Origin of the sequence: Neobacillus niacini, from assembly GCF_031456445.1 — a bacterium.
Classification (GTDB): Bacteria; Bacillota; Bacilli; order Bacillales; family Cytobacillaceae; genus Neobacillus; species Neobacillus niacini_I.
In genome coordinates this window covers 133,664-153,985 of the sequence record NZ_JAVDUQ010000001.1, presented here as the reverse complement: position 1 = coordinate 153,985, position 20,322 = coordinate 133,664, and the positions used below count along the sequence as shown (strand labels likewise).

16 protein-coding genes and 2 pseudogenes are annotated in these 20,322 nt (G+C 37.3%); 16 read left to right on the top strand and 2 right to left on the bottom strand.

The window, feature by feature from the left end; genetic code table 11:
* The first annotated feature begins 19 nt into the window (after positions 1-19).
* The 6 genes and pseudogenes from J2Y67_RS00750 (at position 20) to J2Y67_RS00725 (ending at position 4,826) form a co-directional block, all read left to right on the top strand.
* A complete protein-coding gene (locus tag J2Y67_RS00750) occupies positions 20-1,201 on the top strand; it encodes a GTP-binding protein (protein ID WP_310169595.1) in 1,182 nt (393 codons plus the stop codon).
* Between the two features lie 23 nt (positions 1,202-1,224).
* Complete coding sequence (rpmG, locus tag J2Y67_RS00745) at positions 1,225-1,374, top strand: 50S ribosomal protein L33 (protein ID WP_144548409.1); 150 nt, start codon at positions 1,225-1,227, stop codon at positions 1,372-1,374.
* Between the two features lie 167 nt (positions 1,375-1,541).
* Positions 1,542-2,117 (top strand): dCTP deaminase, encoded by a 576-nt coding sequence (dcd, locus tag J2Y67_RS00740; protein ID WP_310169593.1) that lies wholly within the window; start codon positions 1,542-1,544, stop codon positions 2,115-2,117.
* 83 nt (positions 2,118-2,200) lie between these two features.
* A pseudogene (locus tag J2Y67_RS00735) lies at positions 2,201-2,730 on the top strand (MogA/MoaB family molybdenum cofactor biosynthesis protein).
* Positions 2,731-2,784: 54 nt separating this feature from the next.
* Complete coding sequence (gene folE2, locus J2Y67_RS00730; RefSeq protein ID WP_310169592.1) at positions 2,785-3,690, top strand: GTP cyclohydrolase FolE2; 906 nt, start codon at positions 2,785-2,787, stop codon at positions 3,688-3,690.
* Positions 3,691-3,860: 170 nt separating this feature from the next.
* On the top strand, positions 3,861-4,826 hold the full coding sequence (locus J2Y67_RS00725) for a CobW family GTP-binding protein (protein ID WP_310169591.1): 966 nt from the start codon (positions 3,861-3,863) through the stop codon (positions 4,824-4,826).
* Between the two features lie 150 nt (positions 4,827-4,976).
* On the opposite strand, the gene J2Y67_RS00720 is transcribed toward J2Y67_RS00725, so the two are convergent.
* Positions 4,977-6,035, bottom strand: coding sequence for an N-acetylmuramoyl-L-alanine amidase (locus tag J2Y67_RS00720; RefSeq protein ID WP_310169590.1), 1,059 nt, complete (start codon positions 6,033-6,035; stop codon positions 4,977-4,979).
* A gap of 324 nt (positions 6,036-6,359) precedes the next feature.
* On the opposite strand from J2Y67_RS00720, the pseudogene J2Y67_RS00715 reads away from it, so the two are divergent.
* The 7 genes and pseudogenes from J2Y67_RS00715 to J2Y67_RS00685 all read left to right on the top strand — a co-directional run bounded on the left by J2Y67_RS00715 (position 6,360) and on the right by J2Y67_RS00685 (position 15,981).
* Positions 6,360-6,981: pseudogene (locus tag J2Y67_RS00715) on the top strand (recombinase family protein).
* 757 nt (positions 6,982-7,738) lie between these two features.
* Positions 7,739-9,127 (top strand): aminotransferase-like domain-containing protein, encoded by a 1,389-nt coding sequence (locus J2Y67_RS00710; protein ID WP_310169589.1) that lies wholly within the window; start codon positions 7,739-7,741, stop codon positions 9,125-9,127.
* 117 nt (positions 9,128-9,244) lie between these two features.
* Positions 9,245-10,540 (top strand): MFS transporter, encoded by a 1,296-nt coding sequence (locus J2Y67_RS00705; RefSeq protein ID WP_310169588.1) that lies wholly within the window; start codon positions 9,245-9,247, stop codon positions 10,538-10,540.
* 411 nt (positions 10,541-10,951) lie between these two features.
* Entirely contained in the window at positions 10,952-11,173 is a 222-nt protein-coding gene (locus tag J2Y67_RS00700) for a heavy-metal-associated domain-containing protein (protein WP_310169586.1), read from the top strand.
* Between the two features lie 68 nt (positions 11,174-11,241).
* The gene (locus tag J2Y67_RS00695; protein ID WP_310169583.1) at positions 11,242-13,116 is read left to right on the top strand and encodes a heavy metal translocating P-type ATPase; all 1,875 of its coding nucleotides are present in this window, start codon (positions 11,242-11,244) and stop codon (positions 13,114-13,116) included.
* Positions 13,117-13,168: 52 nt separating this feature from the next.
* Positions 13,169-13,870, top strand: coding sequence for a Crp/Fnr family transcriptional regulator (locus J2Y67_RS00690; RefSeq protein WP_310169582.1), 702 nt, complete (start codon positions 13,169-13,171; stop codon positions 13,868-13,870).
* A gap of 596 nt (positions 13,871-14,466) precedes the next feature.
* Positions 14,467-15,981: a malate:quinone oxidoreductase gene (locus J2Y67_RS00685; RefSeq protein WP_310169581.1), complete on the top strand. Its 1,515-nt coding sequence runs from the start codon at positions 14,467-14,469 to the stop codon at positions 15,979-15,981.
* 177 nt (positions 15,982-16,158) lie between these two features.
* Here J2Y67_RS00685 and J2Y67_RS00680 read toward each other — a convergent pair whose 3' ends face one another.
* Positions 16,159-16,410 (bottom strand): hypothetical protein, encoded by a 252-nt coding sequence (locus J2Y67_RS00680; protein WP_310169580.1) that lies wholly within the window; start codon positions 16,408-16,410, stop codon positions 16,159-16,161.
* Positions 16,411-16,688: 278 nt separating this feature from the next.
* Here J2Y67_RS00680 and J2Y67_RS00675 point away from each other — a divergent pair, with 278 nt between their 5' ends.
* The 3 genes from J2Y67_RS00675 to J2Y67_RS00665 all read left to right on the top strand — a co-directional run bounded on the left by J2Y67_RS00675 (position 16,689) and on the right by J2Y67_RS00665 (position 20,231).
* On the top strand, positions 16,689-17,477 hold the full coding sequence (locus tag J2Y67_RS00675) for a hypothetical protein (protein WP_310169579.1): 789 nt from the start codon (positions 16,689-16,691) through the stop codon (positions 17,475-17,477).
* A 229-nt stretch (positions 17,478-17,706) separates the two neighbouring features.
* Positions 17,707-19,110: a threonine synthase gene (thrC, locus tag J2Y67_RS00670; RefSeq protein ID WP_310169578.1), complete on the top strand. Its 1,404-nt coding sequence runs from the start codon at positions 17,707-17,709 to the stop codon at positions 19,108-19,110.
* A 341-nt stretch (positions 19,111-19,451) separates the two neighbouring features.
* The gene (locus J2Y67_RS00665; RefSeq protein WP_310169577.1) at positions 19,452-20,231 is read left to right on the top strand and encodes a transporter substrate-binding domain-containing protein; all 780 of its coding nucleotides are present in this window, start codon (positions 19,452-19,454) and stop codon (positions 20,229-20,231) included.
* Positions 20,232-20,322: the final 91 nt, after the last annotated feature.

Here is a 20,322-nt window from a genome sequence, read left to right as displayed (position 1 = left end):
TTAAAGAGGAGAAATAAAAGTGAAGAAAATACCAGTAACCGTATTAAGTGGATATTTAGGAGCAGGAAAAACGACATTATTAAATCACATTTTAGCTAATCGGGAAAATAAAAAGGTTGCTGTGATTGTTAATGATATGAGTGAAGTTAATATTGATGCGTCTTTAGTAAAGCAGGGAGGCTTTTCGCGTACAGAAGAGAAACTGGTGGAAATGCAGAATGGATGTATTTGCTGCACGCTGAGGGAAGATTTAATCAAAGAAGTGGAGAAGCTTGCTTCTCTAGGAGACATTGATTACATTGTGATTGAATCAACCGGCATTAGTGAGCCAATCCCCGTTGCCCAGACGTTTACCTACGTTGATGAAAATTTAGGAATTGATTTATCGGCTTTTTGCAGACTGGATACGATGGTGACTGTGGTTGACGCGAATCGTTTCTGGCATGATTTTTCCTCTGGTGAAAGCTTGCTTGATCGGAAACAAGGGACTGATGAAAGTGATACAAGGGAAGTAGTTGATTTGTTAATTGACCAAATCGAGTTTGCCAACGTTATTTTATTAAATAAGGTGGACTTGATAGAAAAAGAAGATAGACGTGAATTAAAGTCAGTCCTTCAAAAACTAAATCCGGATGCTTGCATTATTGAAACAGATCATTCCAGAGTTCCACTGGAACAAGTGTTAAATACAGAACGATTTGATTTTGAAAAAGCAAGCCAAGGTGCCGGCTGGATAAAAGAATTAAATAATGAACATATACCAGAAACAGAGGAGTATGGAATCACATCTTTCGTTTATCGCAGACGCCTTCCTTTTCATCCGGAAAGATTAATGAACTGGTTAGAAGAGTGGCCAGTGGAAGTTGTTCGGGCAAAAGGCTTCATATGGCTGGCATCCCGTAATAATACAGTAGCATTGTTGTCACAAGCTGGCCCGTCCATCACATTTCAAGGGGCTGGAGAGTGGATTGCAGCTTATCCTAAAGAGGAACAACAAGAGATTTTTCAGGAAGACCCTGAATTATTGGATAGATGGGATGAAGTTTATGGTGATCGATTAACAGAGCTTGTTATGATTGGAATCGACATGAAACAGGAAGAGATTGAAAAAACTCTTGATGACTGTTTGTTAACCGAAGAGGAACTAACGATAGAGTGGTCTACTTTTAAAGATCCACTACCGCCATTTGTGGAAGCATAAAACAAAATTAGGAGGAATTTATGATGAGAGTAAAAATAACTTTAGCATGTACAGAAACAGGGGATCGAAATTACATTACAACCAAAAATAAACGAACACATCCAGATCGATTGGAATTAAAGAAGTATTGCCCTCGTTTAAAAAGACATACATTACATCGCGAAACAAAATAAAAAAGATTTACGTAATTAGGAACGTTTTATCCCTTGTGCGCCTTTATTTGACAAAGGCGCATACTTTTTAGAATCACTTTAAAGGGAACAATACACTAATAGTACTTCTTCATACTAACCTAAGCATTTTGGGCAAAAGCAAATAGAATATGATAGGAGGTTAGAGTGTGATTCTTTCTGATAAGACCATTTTGAAGAAGTTAAAAGAAAAGGAGCTAATGATAGAGCCTTTATCACAGTTGCAACTACAGGCTGCTTCTGTTGATTTAAGGTTATCCAATCATTTTTTAACAGTGGATGAAAAGGTTGTTCCACTTATTAAAATTGACAAACCCGCCGACTATAAAGAATTTTGTAGAGATACGATTATTATACCACCTCAATCCTTCGTATTAGGATCTGCCCTTGAGTGGATCCGCTTACCTAATAATATGACTGCTTTTGTAGAAGGAAGAAGCTCCATTGGAAGATTAGGTCTATTTATTCAAAATGCCGGATGGGTGGACCCAGGTTTTGAAGGGCATATCACTTTAGAACTTTATAATGCTAACCGTGTTCCAATCGAATTAAAAGCAGGAATGCGTATCTGTCAGTTGGTCCTAGCTACTTTAGATCAAGAAACGGCTCCCTATATGGGAAAATATTGTTGTCAAAACAGGACCACTGAAAGCAGAGTCTATTTAGATGAAGAATCTGTGGAATTAAATTCGAGGTACAACTATAAGTTTAAAGAATTTGATTAACTTCTTCTCTCTATTTTTGGAATTAATGCGAGATTAGTTCTCTAATAGATGAAGATAAAAGTTATCAAGAGGAGGGAAAGAAAATGGGTGTTGAGCAGCATAAGAAAGAATCGCCTAAAAAAGTAAATTGCAAAGTCATCACAGTAAGTGACACACACGGACGAACGAAACAGATAAAAGTGGAAACTTAATTATCAAGTTGTTAGAAGAAAATTCCCATAAAATACATGATTATGAAATTGTTACAAATGATTTTGAGGTAATTGAAGAAGCTATTAAAAAGGGATGTCATGATAAAGAGATTGATGTTGTTTTAATAAATGGTGGAACAGGTATTGCAAGTCGTGATGTTACAGTGGAGGTTGTTCAAAGTTTATTAGAAAAGGAACTGACTGGATTTGGGGAGATATTCCGAATGCTTAGTTATATAGAGGATATTGGTTCTGCAGCAATTTTAAGCAGAGCCGTTGCCGGTGTAGCTTATAATACTGCTATTTTTTCCATGCCAGGATCTAGTGGGGCAGTCAAACTAGCTATGGAAAAACTCATTATACCAGAGATATCCCATGTAGTCAGAGAAATACGTAAAGACTCCAAAATGGAGAGTTATTAAAATGGTAATAATTTAATAGTTATGTATTGCTTATTGAATTATAAAGGAGTATGTATGAAAGATTTTAAACTTCCCCCGAAGAGTGAGCGATTAAAGCTGTTTGGCTCCATAGAACCAGGATTAAAAACGAAGCCAAGTGAAAAAGAAAAGATGTCAGATTTACAAAATATGAAGAAAAATTTCTTGTTTGGACTAGATGCCGTTGGTATTACAAACGTTAAAACTCCTGTTACTGTTATCTCAACGATAGAGCCACTAACGCAAACTACTATTGCTACCTTTACGCTGACATCCACTATTCCTCATAATGTAAAGGGAACAAATATGAGTCGTTTTACAGAACAATTGGAGCTGTATCGAAGACAAGGATTTACCTTAACCTTTTCGCAACTATCCGATTTTATTAAAGATTTATCAGAACGTTTGGGCCAAAAGGATGCAAAACTAGAAGTAAGTTTCCCTTGGTTTTATGAACAAACAGCCCCTTCATCTCTTCTTACAGGATTGAACTGTGCTGATGCAAGAATCTTGTTTTCGTATCGAAATGGAAAGATTGTAGAAAGAAAGGTTGAATTAACCTGTACGGTAACCACCTTATGCCCTTGTTCCAAGGAAATTAGTGAGTACAGTGCACATAATCAACGCGGGTTCATTAAAATGAATGTTTTGTTAACGGATGATTATGATGAATCGATTGACTGGAAAGTTACTCTGTTAAACGCTGCTCAATCCAACGCCAGTGCTGTAATTCACCCGATTTTAAAACGTCCCGATGAAAAAATAGTGACTGAAAAAGCTTATGAAAATCCTCGCTTTGTCGAGGACATGGTTCGCCTTGTGGCTGCAGATCTATATGAAATGCCATTTATCCAATCATTTAAAGTAGAATGTCGTAATGAAGAATCCATCCATCTTCACGATGCGTATGCTTCTGTATCATTCGATAAAACAACTAATTAATACTTTCAACCTTATTTATTAGAGAGAGGGAATAGCGATTTTGTAAATCTAATGAAGTTGAAACACCGATAAAGATCAAACTTTACATATCAAATAATATCGATACATTTAACGTTAGGTAAGCTAGTCTAGTACTAATTTAAGGAATTAGAGAGGAAGATGAAAAGAAAGTGATACCTGTATATGTCCTTTCGGGATTTTTAGGTAGTGGAAAAACGACTTTACTGTCGAATATGTTGAAGTATCTTCAACTGAACGGGAAACGACCAGCCGTAATCATGAACGAGATAGGAGATGTCAATTTGGATGGCCTACTCATCAATGATGAGGTGCCGGTTGCAGAAATGTTAAATGGGTGTATCTGTTGTACAATGCGAGAAGATTTAAGTTCAACTCTGTTAAATCTTTACCGCCGAGTTAAACCAGACATAATTATCATTGAGTCAACAGGGATCGCTAATCCTCTTGAGCTTATTGAAGGGATTACAAATGCTACTTTAGAGGCAGACATTGAGTTAAGACTAGTGACAACAGTTGTCTCTGCTCCACACTTTCTTGCACTTGCGCATCGTGAAAGAGGCAAGAGCCTTCGCCTTATAAAGGAACAAATTCGTTGTGCCGATTTGATTCTGTTAAATAAAACTGACCAACTCACAACTGAATATATCAACGAAGTCAAGAACATGCTTGAAAAATTAAATCAGCATGTAAAGATTATAGAAACAGTGCGTTGTGAAATTGATATGGGCCTAATGTTTAATTCTATCCATAGAGAATCTGAACATTACGACCAGAATGAACAGCAACATCCCTCTATTGAAAAAACGAACGAGCATTCTCAACATCACACTCATAATCACGTTATGACCTATACTCATCGATTCAATGGGGTAGTTGATCGTGAGAAATTCGAGAAGCTGTTTAGTAAAATACCTACTGAAGTGTATCGCGCTAAAGGAGTTGTTAAATTCGCACAGGATCAAGAGTATTATTTGTTTCAATTTGCATACAGAGAAATTGAAATTGTTAAAATAAACCCACAGCAGTCAGTAGAACCAGTAGCTGTATTCATTGGTGAGCATTTTGATAAGAATCAAATTCAACGTTCCATTCAGGAACTTACAAATATAAATTGATTTGAAAGCAGGATACAGCTGTTTTTATGAACGTTTTCTGTTTTTAACAAACTTTTACGAAATATTGCGTTAGTCAAACGTTAATAAATATCTAAAAAAACAAATAGGATCAAAGACATCATATTCTATTGTCTGTGTCTTTGATCTTTTTTAAGTTACTTGTCCTTTGATGGAAAAATAATCGAGTAACCCTAGATAAATCCCTTGGGCTACCCTATCACGGTAAGCAGAGCTTTCCACAACCGCATCATCTTGTTTATTAGAAAGGAAGCCAAGTTCAATTAGTGTACTTGGTCGTGAATTGTTTCGTAAAACATCCAAGTCATCGAATCTTGTTCCATTGTTTTTTAATCCCGTTGTTTTGATGACCTCCTCTAAAATATCCGATGCCAGAATGTTATCTCTTGATTTTCGATAGTAAAAATCAGTCAATCCATTTATCGATGGATCTTCTATCCAATTGTAATGAAAGCTTATAAAAGCATCCGCATGGTTTTTGTTTGAGAGGTCTGCCCGTTGTTCTAAGGGAATATAAGTATCGTTTGTTCGAGTCATAATAACATTAGCCCCTGCATCTTCCAGCTTATGTTTAACAACTTTAGCTGTTACTAAGGTCAATGTTTTTTCATGTGTTCCAATAATGCTGGTCGTTCCATCATCACTCCCTCCATGACCTGGATCAAGAACAATGGTTTTTCCTTTAAGGGGCTCCTGACTATTTTGAGTACGGTCTGCTGATGTTGTGGATCCACTAACAGGTTGTGTTTCATTGTTGCTAGCTGTGTCTTTATCGATGTAATTTGTGTATACCCACCCCTGAACGCCAGAAGAGGATTCAATTTTTGCCCATCCAGGTTGTTCATCTTTGACGGTTATTTTTGTTCCCAAATTTAATTTTCCTATTACCGAACTAGATAAATTTGGTTGGTCTCGAACGTTTAAACCATTGACTCCTACGGTTGCTTCTATATTTTCAGTTGGGGTAACTCGTTTGGGAGTTTTAGTTTTAGATTTTACCTGTGCCTGAACTCGTTTGGGAGTTTTAGTTCTAGATTTCACCTGTGCTTGTTTATTGTTAACATAGATAACCCATCCAGCTTGATTCCTTGATATGTTAATTTGATACTTCTTTTGAGAAAGAACAACGAGGAAGGATAATAAAAGAACACTAAGAATTACCAATACCTTAATTAGTCTTAAGTTCTTCATTTTGATTTCTATTTAACCTCCATGATTTTATAAACTTAAAACTAATATGGTCAAATTTTCATCTAAATATAATAGTTTTTTGAAATAAACGAAAATTCTATAAATAACACGTGATAAAAGGAGGCTTTTTAATGCCTAACTCTTATTGTATCCCCAGTTCGAAAAAGTACACTTTTACGAACGGTTTGTTTTTGCTCAAAAAGTGCCGTTTTTCTCGTTCGTTTAAGTCTTAAAATCATTTACGAACGTTCGTGATTTTTTAACCACTTTTACGGACGTTTTTGGAAGAATAAGAGATAAAATGATCCAGAAAGGGAGTAAAAAATGGACGTTCGAAAATTTGGGTACATACGAGTCAGCAGCAAAGATCAAAATGAAGGTCGACAACTTGAAGTTATGAAAAAAATGGGAGTCGACCAACGTGATATTTTTATGGATAAACAAAGTGGAAAAGATTTCGACCGTGTCCAGTATCAATTGTTGAAACGCATCATTCGTAAAGGGGATATTCTTTATATCCATTCACTTGATCGTTTTGGACGGAACAAAGAAGAGATTCTTCATAAGTGGAATGATATTACGAAAAATATTCAGGCGGACATCGTCGTTTTAGACATGCCTTTATTGGACACGACACAGTATAAGGATAGCTTGGGGACTTTCATAGCTGATTTAGTTTTACAGATCCTTTCCTGGATGGCACAAGAAGAACGAGATCGAATTCTAAAAATGGCAGCGTGAAGGAATTGATGAGGCCTTGCAAAAGGGTGTTGCATTTGGTCGACCAAAATCTACCATTACTGAAGAGTTTAAGCAAGCCTATAATCGATGGAAATCGGGAGAGATGACAGCTGTGCGGGCAATGCAAGAAATAGGGGCTAAAAAGACCACTTTTAATAAGTTAGTTAAGGAGTATGAAAGAGAATCGAAAAGTACCAATATATAATAGAAGAAACTCGTCAAAATAATCTTTTTTACTAAAGCGAAGGCTTTTTCAAATCAGGGACTTATTTTCATATTCAACAAACAGGCCAGATTGTAGAGGAAACAGTACGAGTAAGAATACTGTTCCTAGACTATTTTGTGAAGTGTTTCACTTAAACTATCCTGAAAAATAGTAATGGTGAAAGGACATTTTGGCAATACGAAACTAAACCTTATATGATCCATTTTTTTTAAAAGATCTAGGCCTCGAATTTTAGCTATATTTTTTTGTATTCAAATTAGAGAAATTTCGGTGCCGAGTTTGGTGCCCATTTTAAAAAATTTAATAGCACTACACAATACTCTTAATCACAGAAATCTTATTCTATAGCACTTTATGGGACTTAGTGATACTAGAAAATACATACTGTATAGAACTTCAAAACTGCTTGAGACCTGCGTGCCAGGTCTGGTGGGTTCGATTCCCACGCAGTCCCGCCAACTAAACCCAGTGATATCAAGGGTTTTGACTGTTTGTAAGCACTGTAATTCCGGCTGTTTGTTGTGTGTCAAATCCACCAATTTCCCAATGAAAGGTGGATTTTTTTATGCAAACAGTTAGGAAAATCCAACGAAAAGGTTCAATGGTTGTATTAAAGGACTAGTCTTTCTCAAAGAATTGCTACTCGGATATTCACTAAAGGGCATAATATAAAGGAAATTTATAATTGTTTTGTAAACGGCACAATCATATAATTGTGTGAAAAAGGATGCGTATCATGCCAATTAATTCTTTTGAAAACTATCCGTTGAGCTGGAAGCCATCGATTGATAAAACTGAAAAGCCTATTTATCAAGCACTTGCAGCGCAATTGGAACAAGATATATTAAACGGAGTTTTATTACCTGGAACAAAACTTCCTCCACAGCGAGAACTAGCTGATTATTTGGATTTAAATTTAAGTACCATTTCAAAAGCTTTTAAAGTTTGTGAGTTAAAGGGCTTGCTAAGTGCATCTGTGGGAAGTGGCACATTTGTATCGTATGATGCGTTATCCAATGCGTATTTACTTGAAGATACAAAGCCGAAGCATTTAATTGAAATGGGAGCAACATTACCAGATAATGCATCTTACGAGCCACTGCTACTCCAACTAAAGGGTATGCTGCAAGAGACAGAATATGAAAAATGGTTTGGTTATGGTCGAGCAGGCGAAAGCCTTTGGCAAAAGGATGCTGCTATAAAGCTAATCCGAAGAGGTGGGTTTGAAACTACAGTTGATCACATTTTATTTGCAAATGGGGGTCAAAATGCGATTGCTGCTACATTGGCAAGTCTTTGTAAGCCTGGAGATCGCATTGGTGTTGACCATCATACTTACCCTGGCTTAAAAACTGTTGCAGCCATGCTTAGTGTGCAAATAGTTCCGATAAAATCAGAGAACTATGAAATGAGTCCAACGTCTTTTGAATATGCCTGTAAAAATGAAAATATTAAAGGTATTTACTTGATTCCAGATTATCATAATCCGACAACTTCCTTTATGTCGGTCGAGAATCGAAAAATGATTGCATTAATTGCCAAAAAGTATAAACAGTTCGTTATTGAAGATGCATCGTACCATCTTCTCTACAAAAAACTACTGCCAGCAGTCGCATCATTTGCCCCAGAACAGGTCATTTATATTGCAAGTTTATCTAAATCATTAGCACCAGGGTTACGACTTGCCTATGTAGCAGTGCCGAGTCAATTCAAGGAGCCAATTTCAAAGGCACTTTATAATTTAAATATAACGGTTTCCCCGTTATTAGCAGAATTGACAGCACGTACGATTGTATCGAATCAATTTGAAGTCTTAATTGAGGGTCATCGGGAACAAACAATTCGCAGAAACCAAGTCGTAAACAGATATTTGGCAGACTTTACGTGCCTTGGTGATGAGACAGGCATTTTTCGTTGGCTACTATTACCAGGCAAGATTACTGGTGCTGAATTTGAAAAGTTAGCTGCACATCAAGGGGTACAAGTGTATGCGGCTGAACGTTTTGTAGTTGGAAATAGTTGTCCAGAAAGGGCTGTAAGGGTTTCTGTCTGTGCACCAAAAACGATCGAAGAGCTCGAGCAAGGGTTGATGATCCTTAAACGTTTGTTAAACGATCTTACCTAATATTGTTCGCCATACAATTATAATATTGTATGGCTTTTTTGTGTGTGTTATGATGATTCAAATCCAGTTGGAGGTTTATCGGAAATAGAATTAATTTTCTAGAAAGGTAGGTTAGATATGTTACACAAAGATAGTGTAAAAGCGTTAGACGTTCAATCAGTTCGGTTACAAAGCTACATTAATTCTTCGGAACAACAAAAATCGTTATACAAGCGTACATTACTTGTTGTAAGTATTTCACAAATTTTAGGTGGTGCAGGGTTAGCAGCAGGAGTTACTGTAGGTGCACTTCTTGCGCAACAAATGCTCGGTACTGATGCGTTTGCTGGACTTCCTTCCGGTTTACTTACTCTAGGGTCGGCAGGAGCAGCTTTATTTGTTGGGAGACTTTCGCAAGCGTATGGTCGTCGTACAGGTCTATCAGCTGGTTTTATGATTGGTGGACTTGGAGCGATAGGAGTCATAATTGCAGCAATAATAAATAGTGTTTTCCTGTTATTTACTTCCCTACTTGTTTATGGTTCAGGGTCAGCAACAAATTTACAAGCTCGTTATGCGGGTACGGACTTAGCGAATAGTAAACAGCGAGCGACTGCTATTAGTATTACGCTGGTTTTTACAACATTTGGTGCAGTTGCAGGTCCAAATTTAGTAAATGTGATGGGTGATTTCGCTCTTTCTATTGGTGTTCCATCACTTGCTGGTCCTTTCATTTTAGCAGCAGCAGCATATATCTTAGCAGGTGTTGTCCTTTTCATAATGCTTCGTCCAGACCCATTAGTTATAGCAAGAACAATAGAAGCAACTAACCAAGAACCTGGTGATAAAGGACATTTGGCAATAACTGAACATACAGAAAACAAAAGAGGCATAATCGTTGGTGCAACGATTATGGTTCTTACCCAAATTGTAATGGTAGCTATTATGACAATGACACCAGTTCATATGATTCATCATGGACATAGCTTGGGTGCAGTAGGTCTTGTTATTGGATTTCATATTGGTGCCATGTATCTTCCTTCACTGGTTACTGGTGTTCTTGTTGATAAGTTGGGGCGTACTGCGATGGCTATTGCTTCTGGAACTACGTTACTTCTGGCAGGTTTAATAGCAGCATTTGCACCAGGTGATTCTATGGTTTATATGGTAATTGCTCTTTCTTTACTTGGATTAGGATGGAATTTTGGTTTGATAAGTGGGACAGCACTTATTGTTGATTCAACTGAAACTGCCACACGGGCTAAAACTCAAGGTACAGTGGATGTTTTAATTGCGTTGTCAGGAGCTGCTGGCGGAGCCTTGTCGGGAATGATTGTGGCAGGTTCAAGTTATCCAACATTATCATTTGTTGGAGGGATTTTGTCCTTATTACTAATCCCAGTGGTGATATGGTCTCGTGGAGGTAAAAAATAAGACAGATTGTTTTACGAAAATAGTATTTTTCGGGGATTTATGCGTGAAACAAATAGGTGCGATTGTTCAATATGAGCAGTCGCTTTTTTCTATAGGGCAGGTTAAGGATAAAAATTAAGCTTATCTAAGAGAGTAGGTTCTTTACATGTTAAACGGTGAAGCAGCAATTGAATAGAGAAGTATCAGTTGATAAAAACATTGCTCCTGCGCAAGTACCCGCTTACTATTCTTCTTTAATTGGACGGGTAAAATATCAAAAATCTTACGGTCTTTCCGTTCATCATCACCGCTTTTCGTTCGTATACTTGCTAAAAAGTCTTATAAAAAAAATCACTTATTGATTTTAAACAAGTTTTTCTACAAAACTTCGGCTTACAATAAAGAGGAAAAAGGAATAGGGAGGAAAATAAAATGAAAAAAGCAGTTTTTCAATTAGAGCCGCTCACATGTCCATCATGTATAAAAAAAATAGAAACCGCATTACGTAAAAAAGCCGGTGTGGATTCTGTAAAGGTATTATTTAATTTTGGCAAGGTAAAAACAGAGTTTGACGAAGTGCAGGTGGAAGTGGCTCAGCTTGAAGAAACAATTAAAAAATTAGGTTATTTGGTTTTATCGACCAAGGTCTCTTAAAAAAGTGAAAAAAAGACTTATAGCCTTTAAAGGAAGGTTTCAGGTCTTTTTGGGGGAAGTGAAACAGAATGAACATTATTCATAAGCATAAAAGTCACATTACTTTAATGTCAGGAATATTGATTGCTATTGGTTTTACAGCGGGCCGAATAAACTATGACACTATGCAAACCTGGGCGTTCATATTGGCTACTTTAGTGGCAAGTTTCCCTATCGTGTTAAAAGCTTGGCAATCCTTGCGAATGAAGGTTTTCAGCATTGAATTCTTGGTAAGTATGGCGGTAGTTGGTGCCCTATATATTCACGAATTTACAGAATCCTCAGTTGTAACCTTCTTGTTCTTATTTGGAGATTACCTAGAAGCACGAACACTTGAAAAGACCCGTTCCTCCTTGAAAGGTTTAGTAGAGATGGCACCTAAAGATGCGATGGTAATCCGTGATGGCTGCGAATTTCGGGTTCCAATTGAAGAGGTAAACGTAGGAGACATCGTTATGATCCGTTCCGGTGGTAAGGTGCCTGTTGATGGTACCATTATCTCTGGTCAAGGATGGCTGAATGAAGCGTCCATTACGGGTGAATCAGTGCAAGCAATGAAAAAGAAGGATGATCCGGTATTCAGTGGAACCATCTTAGACCATGGTTATTTAGAAGTACTAACTGAAAAGGCGGGCCCCGACACTACTTTTGCAAAAATGATTGAATTGGTCGAAGAAGCCCAGGAGGCAAAAACCAAGACAGAAAAGTTCCTTGATAAGTTTTCCAGTTTGTATACCACTTTCATTGTGCTCCTTTCCATTATCTTTTATGTCCTGACAAAAGATCTTCATACAGCTATTACCTTTTTAGTGATTGCTTGTCCAGGTGCCTTGGTCATTGGGGCACCTGTCTCCAATGTTACAGGGATAGGGAACGGGGCAAAACATGGTGTTCTTGTTAAGGGCGGTGAAGTACTAGAGAGGTTTTCTAAAGTGGATACCTTTATCTTTGATAAAACAGGTACGTTGACAAAAGGGAAACCAGAAGTGACTGAAATTAAGCTCTATCAAGACCTGGATCCAAATGAATTTTTAAGGTGGATCGCTCAAGTTGAGGCAATTTCTGAACATCATTTAGGACAAGCTATTGTAAACCAAGCGAAAGTACGGAACATAAATATTACTGGTTCACCTGTAGAGGGAGAAATCCTTAAAGGGAAGGGAATCCGTGCAAAAATGGAGGGGAAAAACTTCATTGTTGGAAATCGAAAATTAATGGAAATGGAGAACATCCGTATAGAGCTAGATGCATTGGATGATGCGGTTGAACATGAAAAAGCAGGAAATACGGCTATTTTTGCCGCTGTTAATGGGGAACTTGCCGGTACCATCTACATTATTGACCAAATCCGTGAAGATGCTTTGCCGGCATTTGAAAAGTTGCGGGAAAAGGGAATTCGAAAAATAATCATGCTGACCGGTGACAATAAACATACGGCACAATTAGTAGCCAAGCAGCTAAGATTGGAAGAATATCATGCAGAATTGCTACCACAAAATAAACTGGAATATGTAAAGAAGTTGAAAGAAAAAGGACATGTAGTCGCGATGGTGGGAGATGGAATTAATGATGCACCCTCGATCGCTGCCGCAGATATCGGAGTAGCAATGGGAAAAAGCGGAACGGATATCTCGATCGAAACGGCCGATGTTGTCTTAATGGGGGATAAATTACTGTCGCTTGCCCATGCATACACTCTCTCCAAAACAACGATGTTAAATATGAAACAAAACGTCTTTTTTGCTGTATTCACTGTTTTGGTATTACTAATTGGTGTTCTTTTTGGCTCCGTTCATTTAGCATCAGGTATGTTTATCCATGAATTGAGCGTATTGCTTGTCATTTTAAATGCAATGCGATTAATGAACTTTCATCATAAAAGAAGAAAAAAAAGGTTAAAATGAAGAGTTTATCACACAAAATAATATTTAAATAGGAAAATGAGGAGTGAAGAAAATGGGAAAGAACGATAGCCATCAATGCCATCATCATGCAGGGGCACCTAAAGCATGCGTTTCACTAGTTCCTATTTTTAACCATTTAGAAGTGGAGCAATTGGAGGAAATAATGGCAGTGGCTCAATCGGTTTCATTTGAAAAAGGTGAAATCATCTTCCATGCCGGTGACCGTTCTGATTCATTGTATATTGTGAATAAAGGGAAAGTGAAAATTTTTCGTCTATCGGAAACAGGAAAAGAACAATTGGTCCGGATATTAAAACCGGGTGATTTTACAGGAGAGTTAGCATTATTTCGAAACGACATGCATGAATCTTTTGCAGAAGTGATGACAGATACTCAAGTTTGCACCATTCATCAAGCTGACCTGCAGGAGTTACTTTTAAAATATCCGTCGATATCTTTAAAAATTCTGGCGGAATTTTCTAATCGGTTAGACCAGTCGGAAAAACAAACTACACGTTTTGCAACGGAGAAAGTGGAAACAAGGATTGCACTTTTTCTTACAGAATGTCTAGAGGATTCTCAGTCGAAAGAATTTCTTTTACCTATGAGTAAAAAAAATCTGGCTTCATATTTGGGAACGACTCCAGAAACCATTAGCCGCAAACTGTCTGAATTTGAAGACCATGGATTCATTAAGCAGAAAGCACACAAAAAAATTGAAATTATAGACTTAGATGGATTGCTTCTTATTTGATAGAACACTGAACACGTAAGAAAAAGTTTGACCACTTTACCTTGAATTATCAAATTAATAATGGACTAACCTTAACAGAAAGAAGCTGAGCATTTTAGTGTGCTTGGATTCTTTCTGTTTCTCTTTATTTTCAATATCATTTTCGGAAGTATATGGATGGGTTTGTGAAGAATTTCATAACTGGAGATATTTTAGTAGAGCAGAAATTGTCGAATCATGCTAAAATGTATTTATAAGATTAAAAAATTTGAAAAAGTAATATCGAAATAGTAATACTTGTACTTTCCGATGGTTTAATTGTTTATGTTATAGGGTGAATTCCGGTGTCACAAGCAATCAAATAAGAATAAAAAAACAAACAATTAAACGCAAGTAAATGGAACCATCCGTTTAGGATGTTATGTGGGAAAATAGCTTATAATTATCATATAATGGTAGATATTTTAATCTATTAACAAAAGTGATATACTATTAACTATTAAAAGGATATAAATGATGCAGAAATGGTGTGTAACTGGATCTTGCCCTGGTTTATTGTGACGCCTAAGCTGGAGCGCATACATCCTTCTGCAAACTTAGGGATAGGGATGGGAAAAATGAGCAACGGACAAACTAAATCAGACGTTATCTTAATTGGTGCCGGAATTATGAGTGCCACTTTGGGGACACTGTTGAAAGAATTAGTACCGGACTGGAAAGTCACAGTGTTTGAGAAGCTCGGAAATGCAGGAGAGGAAAGCTCTAACGAATGGAATAATGCGGGAACAGGGCATTCAGCACTGTGCGAGCTTAACTACACCGTCGAAAAACCGGACGGATCCATAGATATTAGCAAAGCTATAAAAATCAATGAACAGTTTCAGGATTCAACGCAGTTTTGGTCTTATCTTGTAAACAGCAATTTGTTACGTAATCCGGAGAACTTTATCAGACAATTGCCTCATATGAGTTTAGTACAAGGGGAAAAAAATGTAACGTTTTTAAAAAATCGTTTAGAAGCGCTTTCAAACAATCCTCTGTTTCAAGGGATGGAATTTTCCGATGACCCGAAAAAACTGATGGAATGGATTCCGCTAATTATGGAAGGCCGCACATCAAAGGAACCTATTGCGGCAACAAAAATCGACACGGGAACAGACGTTAACTTTGGTGCTTTAACGCGTATGTTGTTTGACCACTTAAAGAAACATAATGTTGAAATCAAATACAAACATCAAGTTGATGATATTAAACGTACGAGCGACGGCTCATGGGAATTGAAAGTACGTAACACTAGCGGTAATGTCGAACGCCATACTGCAAAATTCGTCTTTATCGGCGGCGGTGGCGGTTCCTTGCCTTTACTTCAAAAAACTGGTATTCCTGAAAGTAAACATATTGGAGGTTTCCCGGTAAGCGGACTATTCCTGGTATGTAACAAACCGGAGGTTGTAAACCAGCATCATGCAAAAGTATACGGCAAAGCTGCAGTTGGTGCTCCTCCAATGTCTGTGCCGCATCTTGACACACGATTTATCGAAAACAAAAAATCATTACTATTTGGACCGTTTGCCGGCTTTTCACCAAAATTCTTAAAAACGGGTTCAAATATGGATTTATTAGGTTCTGTAAAACCGAATAATGTCTTCACTATGTTAGCGGCAGGTGCCAAAAACATTCCATTAACAAAATACTTGATCCAGCAAGTTATGTTATCAAAAGAAAACCGAATGGAAGAGTTGCGAGAATTTGTTCCGAACGCTAAAAGCGAAGATTGGGATATCGTGGTAGCGGGTCAACGTGTACAAGTTATTAAAGATACTGTTGCCGGCGGCAAAGGAACGCTTCAATTTGGTACAGAAGTTGTGAGTGCTACTGATGGCTCGATCGCAGCATTGCTCGGCGCTTCTCCTGGTGCTTCTACCGCTGTTTCTGTCATGCTTGATTTAATCAAAAAATGTTTCCCGCAACATCTAAAAGCGTGGGAACCGAAAATAAAAGAAATGATTCCGTCTTATGGTAGGTCACTTGTGGAAAACCCAGAGCTTATTCAAGAAATTCATACTTCAACAGCGCGAACGCTTGGTCTAAGCAAAAACTTGAAGGTAAAGAAAGCAGGTCAAAGCGCATAAATAGGTGCGAATTTTTGAACATGAATGTAACGACTTAAAGTTTAAGCATATTTTTTTCATAGAATGCGCGTTCTGCTATTCTAGTAAAAAGGGCTTCTCACTCATTGTGGGAAGTCCTCTTTCTATTTGAGGGAGGAGAAAAACGATGCGAATTATAAGACCCTTGATTCTACCCTATCACTTTTTGATTGGTATAACTGTAATGGAAAATATCCTTTTGAATAACGGAAAAAGTGTTCCTAAAATAATGGCAGGGATATCAATCACAGACCATATGATGTGATACAGCTTGATTTCCTTGCTTTTACCGATCGTTGCTTGTCTTAAACCACTGTCAAAAATCCAAAACGCCCTGATCACTGTGTAAAAAGAATAAATTCCCAATAAAGCAATTTGCCACCAAGTTAATTGTATAAATAGTGTGTTCATACTCTTCATCTCCTTGACAAGTGAAGGTGTTTGCCTATATTATAGTCGCCTTTTGCCTGTTTTTGTGGTGATTTCCCAAAAGTCCTTATATTGTTCAATAATTTTTGTCATTGTGGCTTATTAGATCTATGTTTTACATTACTTTCCAAGATTGGCATCATAGAAAGGCTTCTTTAGTCATTTTTATCCATTCACAATCACGAATTCCTCCTATAATATTAGGGATAAATAGAATTGGCCCCTTTTGGTGGCAGTTTAGATAGGAGAGGAGGGGGATTGTGAATACAGATCAAGCTTATGCCCTCTTAATGGATGCAGGCGTCACAGAGGAAAACGGTATCCAAACCATTAGACGCTGGCTACGTGAAAGAAAGATTTATTACGAGGGAAATAGACAGCAGAAAAATGAATACATACTCGATAATGCGGATCAGGCTTTTATTATGTTAAAGGATGCGGGTGTTTCCGAAAGCTTGATGGCTCAAATTGTCGGTCGCTGGCTGAGTGAAGGAAAAATTCGAAACGTGGGGAATGGGAATCGGACTCGGACTGCCCAAGCCGAACCAAATAAATCTGTGATCAATCCATTTTTAAATAATCAACAAGATCAGATGAAGATCATTCATCAATTAAAAGAAAAAATAAAATCTCAAGATGAACATATAAAAGGGATGGAGCAACTTCATAAAACTTCCATTCATTCTTTAATTCAACAAAGGGATAAATATAAAAAGGAAAATGCCATCCTCCAAAATGAGAAAAGTGAACTACAGGGGGAAATCAAGAATTTGTTAAAAGAGAATAGGGAATTGCGCAGTAAATTATTAAAATTAAAAGAAGAAGGTTCTTTTGGAGCCAATAAAAACCCAGACAAGATACTGGGCAAACCTCAGCCTAAAACGAATCATTATCATCAAAAACTAGGACTTTCTAGAACGGCAAGCCATAAAGATATCTTAGCAGGGTATAAAAAATTATTAAAAATAACCCATCCAGACCATGGCGGAAACGAAGCTGCCTTTCATTATATTAAAACAGACTATGATCAATTTAGAAATAGGGAATGATGCAAACAGGCTGAGTTAAAAAATATTGTTCTAAATAGTAAAATCCACACATTCTACAAGAACTGTGTGGATTTTATTGTTTTTAAAGGAAAAGATAATTTTTATAATCGATTATATAATTAGCTGCTCAAATTAATGGGCAGCTTGTATTGTTTTTTTGACATATTGATTTAAAATAGATTTAAGTCAGAAAGTTTTAAATATATTTTTTTTACAGATGGAGGATCCTATGAACTTTGTTAGTACACGCGGCAATGTAAGTAAAATTGGTTTTATTGATACAGTCCTGATGGGGCTGGCAAATGATGGAGGGCTGTTAATCCCGGAAAAAGTTCCACAAATTCCTGCTGAAAGGCTGCAGGCGATGTCCGAGCTTTCTTATCAGGAATTAGCATACGAAATCTTTTCCTATTATGTTGATGGTGAAATTCCGGACAATGAGTTAAAGGAATTAATCGAAAAAAGCTATGCAACGTTTCGTCACCCAGAGGTAACTCCCGTTCAAAAGGTGAAAGACAACTTGTATTTGTTAGAATTATTCCATGGTCCAACGTTTGCTTTTAAAGATATTGCTCTGCAATTTTTGGGGAATTTATATTCCTACGTTTCAAAGAAGACAGGTGAAACGATTCATATCCTTGGCGCTACTTCAGGGGATACGGGTGCATCCGCGATTGAGGGAGTTAGAGGAAAAGAAGGCATTCGCATTTGTATTTTGCATCCACACGGAAAAGTGAGTAAGGTACAAGAACTGCAAATGACGACGATTCATGACCCGAATGTTTTGAATCTTGCAATAAAGGGAACATTTGATGATGGTCAAAGAATCATCAAGGAACTGTTTGCAGATGTTGAATTTAAAAATAAATATCATCTTCGTGCCATTAATTCAATTAACTTTGTTCGTATTTTAGCCCAAACCGTTTATTACTTCTATGCCTATTTCCAAGTTGCAAAAGAGACAAATACTAAGACCGTTAACTTTAGTGTGCCAACAGGGAATTTTGGAGATATCTTTGCCGGCTATCTTGCGAAGAAAATGGGCCTTCCTGTTGGAAAATTGATTGTGGCAACGAATGAGAATAATATTTTAGAAGATTTTATCAAGGATGGAGTTTATAAACCTGGTGAGTTTAAGAGCACGTACAGTCCTTCGATGGATATTCAAGTAGCCAGCAATTTCGAACGTTATCTGTACTACTTACTTGGTGAGAATTCAGAGGCAGTAACAGACTTGATGAATCAATTTAAGTCAGAAGGAAAAATTGTCGTGAACGAGGAGCAGCTTCTGCAAGTCAAAAAGGATTTTGCGGCACATGGGGTGTTAGGAGAAGAATGCTTGCAAACGATTAAAAAGTACTATTCCGAAACCACTTATTTATTAGATCCACATACGGCTTGCGGGGTTGCTGCATACGAGGAATGTAATGAAGCAAACGATTTTTGTATCACACTAGCAACAGCGCACCCAGCAAAATTTAATGAATCCATTGAACGTTGCGATATTAATCAGACCTATCCTATAGAAATAAGTCAATTATTTGATAAACCGCAATATTTAGAAGTTGTCGAAGCGGACAATGATGAAATCGTTCGTAAATTAGAGAAACTTTTTAGTTTTTCTACTCGATAAAATGAATAAATAGCAAAATAAAAAGGGGTTACCCCTTTTTTATTTTGCGTTTTAATAAGAAGAAAAGTAACCTTCTTTTCGAACCTCTCCATCCGCCACATCCGGATTACTTCAAAATTAATAGAGCCCTACTCATAAATTCAGGTCTAAAAATTTTATATTTGAATATAAATTTTATCAGCTAATCTCGTAGGTGATTTTACCAATCTTCAATAGAATTGGACAACCTTTACAAGAAATGGAAAGGAGATAATAAATATAGCTTCGGAGTGATTAAACTCCTTTTAGATAGATTAAAGAGAATAATTAAGTGCTAGGAACACTTATTGGGAGGGAAATCAATGAAAAAAGTGTTAAAAACGATTGCCATTTGTGGAGTGATAACGCTTGCACTTGCAGGATGTGGGAAAGCATCAACAACGACCAATAAAGCTAACGGTGACTCAAAAGAAAGAACATTGGTTTTCGCAACGAGTGCGGACGGAGGGGCTTTTGCACACAAAGAAAATGGAAAGTATGCTGGCTTTGACATCGAGGTGGTAGAAGCGATTGCAAAAAAAGAAGGTTATAAAATCCAGTGGAAAGATATGAAATTTGATGGGATCATCCCATCCTTAAAGACGAACCAAGTCGACGGGGCTGCTGCGGCCATTACGATTAAAGAGGAACGCAAAGCGGTAACAAACTTCACCGATCCTTATTTTGATAGTGGTCTGGTGCTTGTCGTAAAAGAAGGAAGCAATATCAATGGTCCTGCGGACTTAAAAGAAAAAACGATTGTTGCCAAAAACGGAACCTCCGGATTGGAAAAAGCAAAAGAATTATCCAAGCAATACGGGGCAAAGGTGAAGATTTTAGAAGATGAGCCAACTCTCTATTTAGATGTTCAAAATGGACAATCCGATGCGTTAGTGAACGATTACCCATTTGTCACCGACAAAATGAAATCCGGCACGGCGAAAGGATTGAAAATTGTAGGTGAACGTTTGACAGGGGAACAATACGGGATTGCCATCGCCAAGGATGAGGAGAAGGTTCTTGAGGACTTTAATAAAGGGTTGAAAGAAATAAAAGATGACGGCGAGTACGAGGCGTTGCATAAAAAGTACTTCGGCGAATAAGCGTTTAGTGCTGCAGGAAAAACAACTTGGAAATGAGAAGAACAAAAGGCGCATGTGTTGAATGCGCCTTTTTTCAAACCTTGAAGAAAGA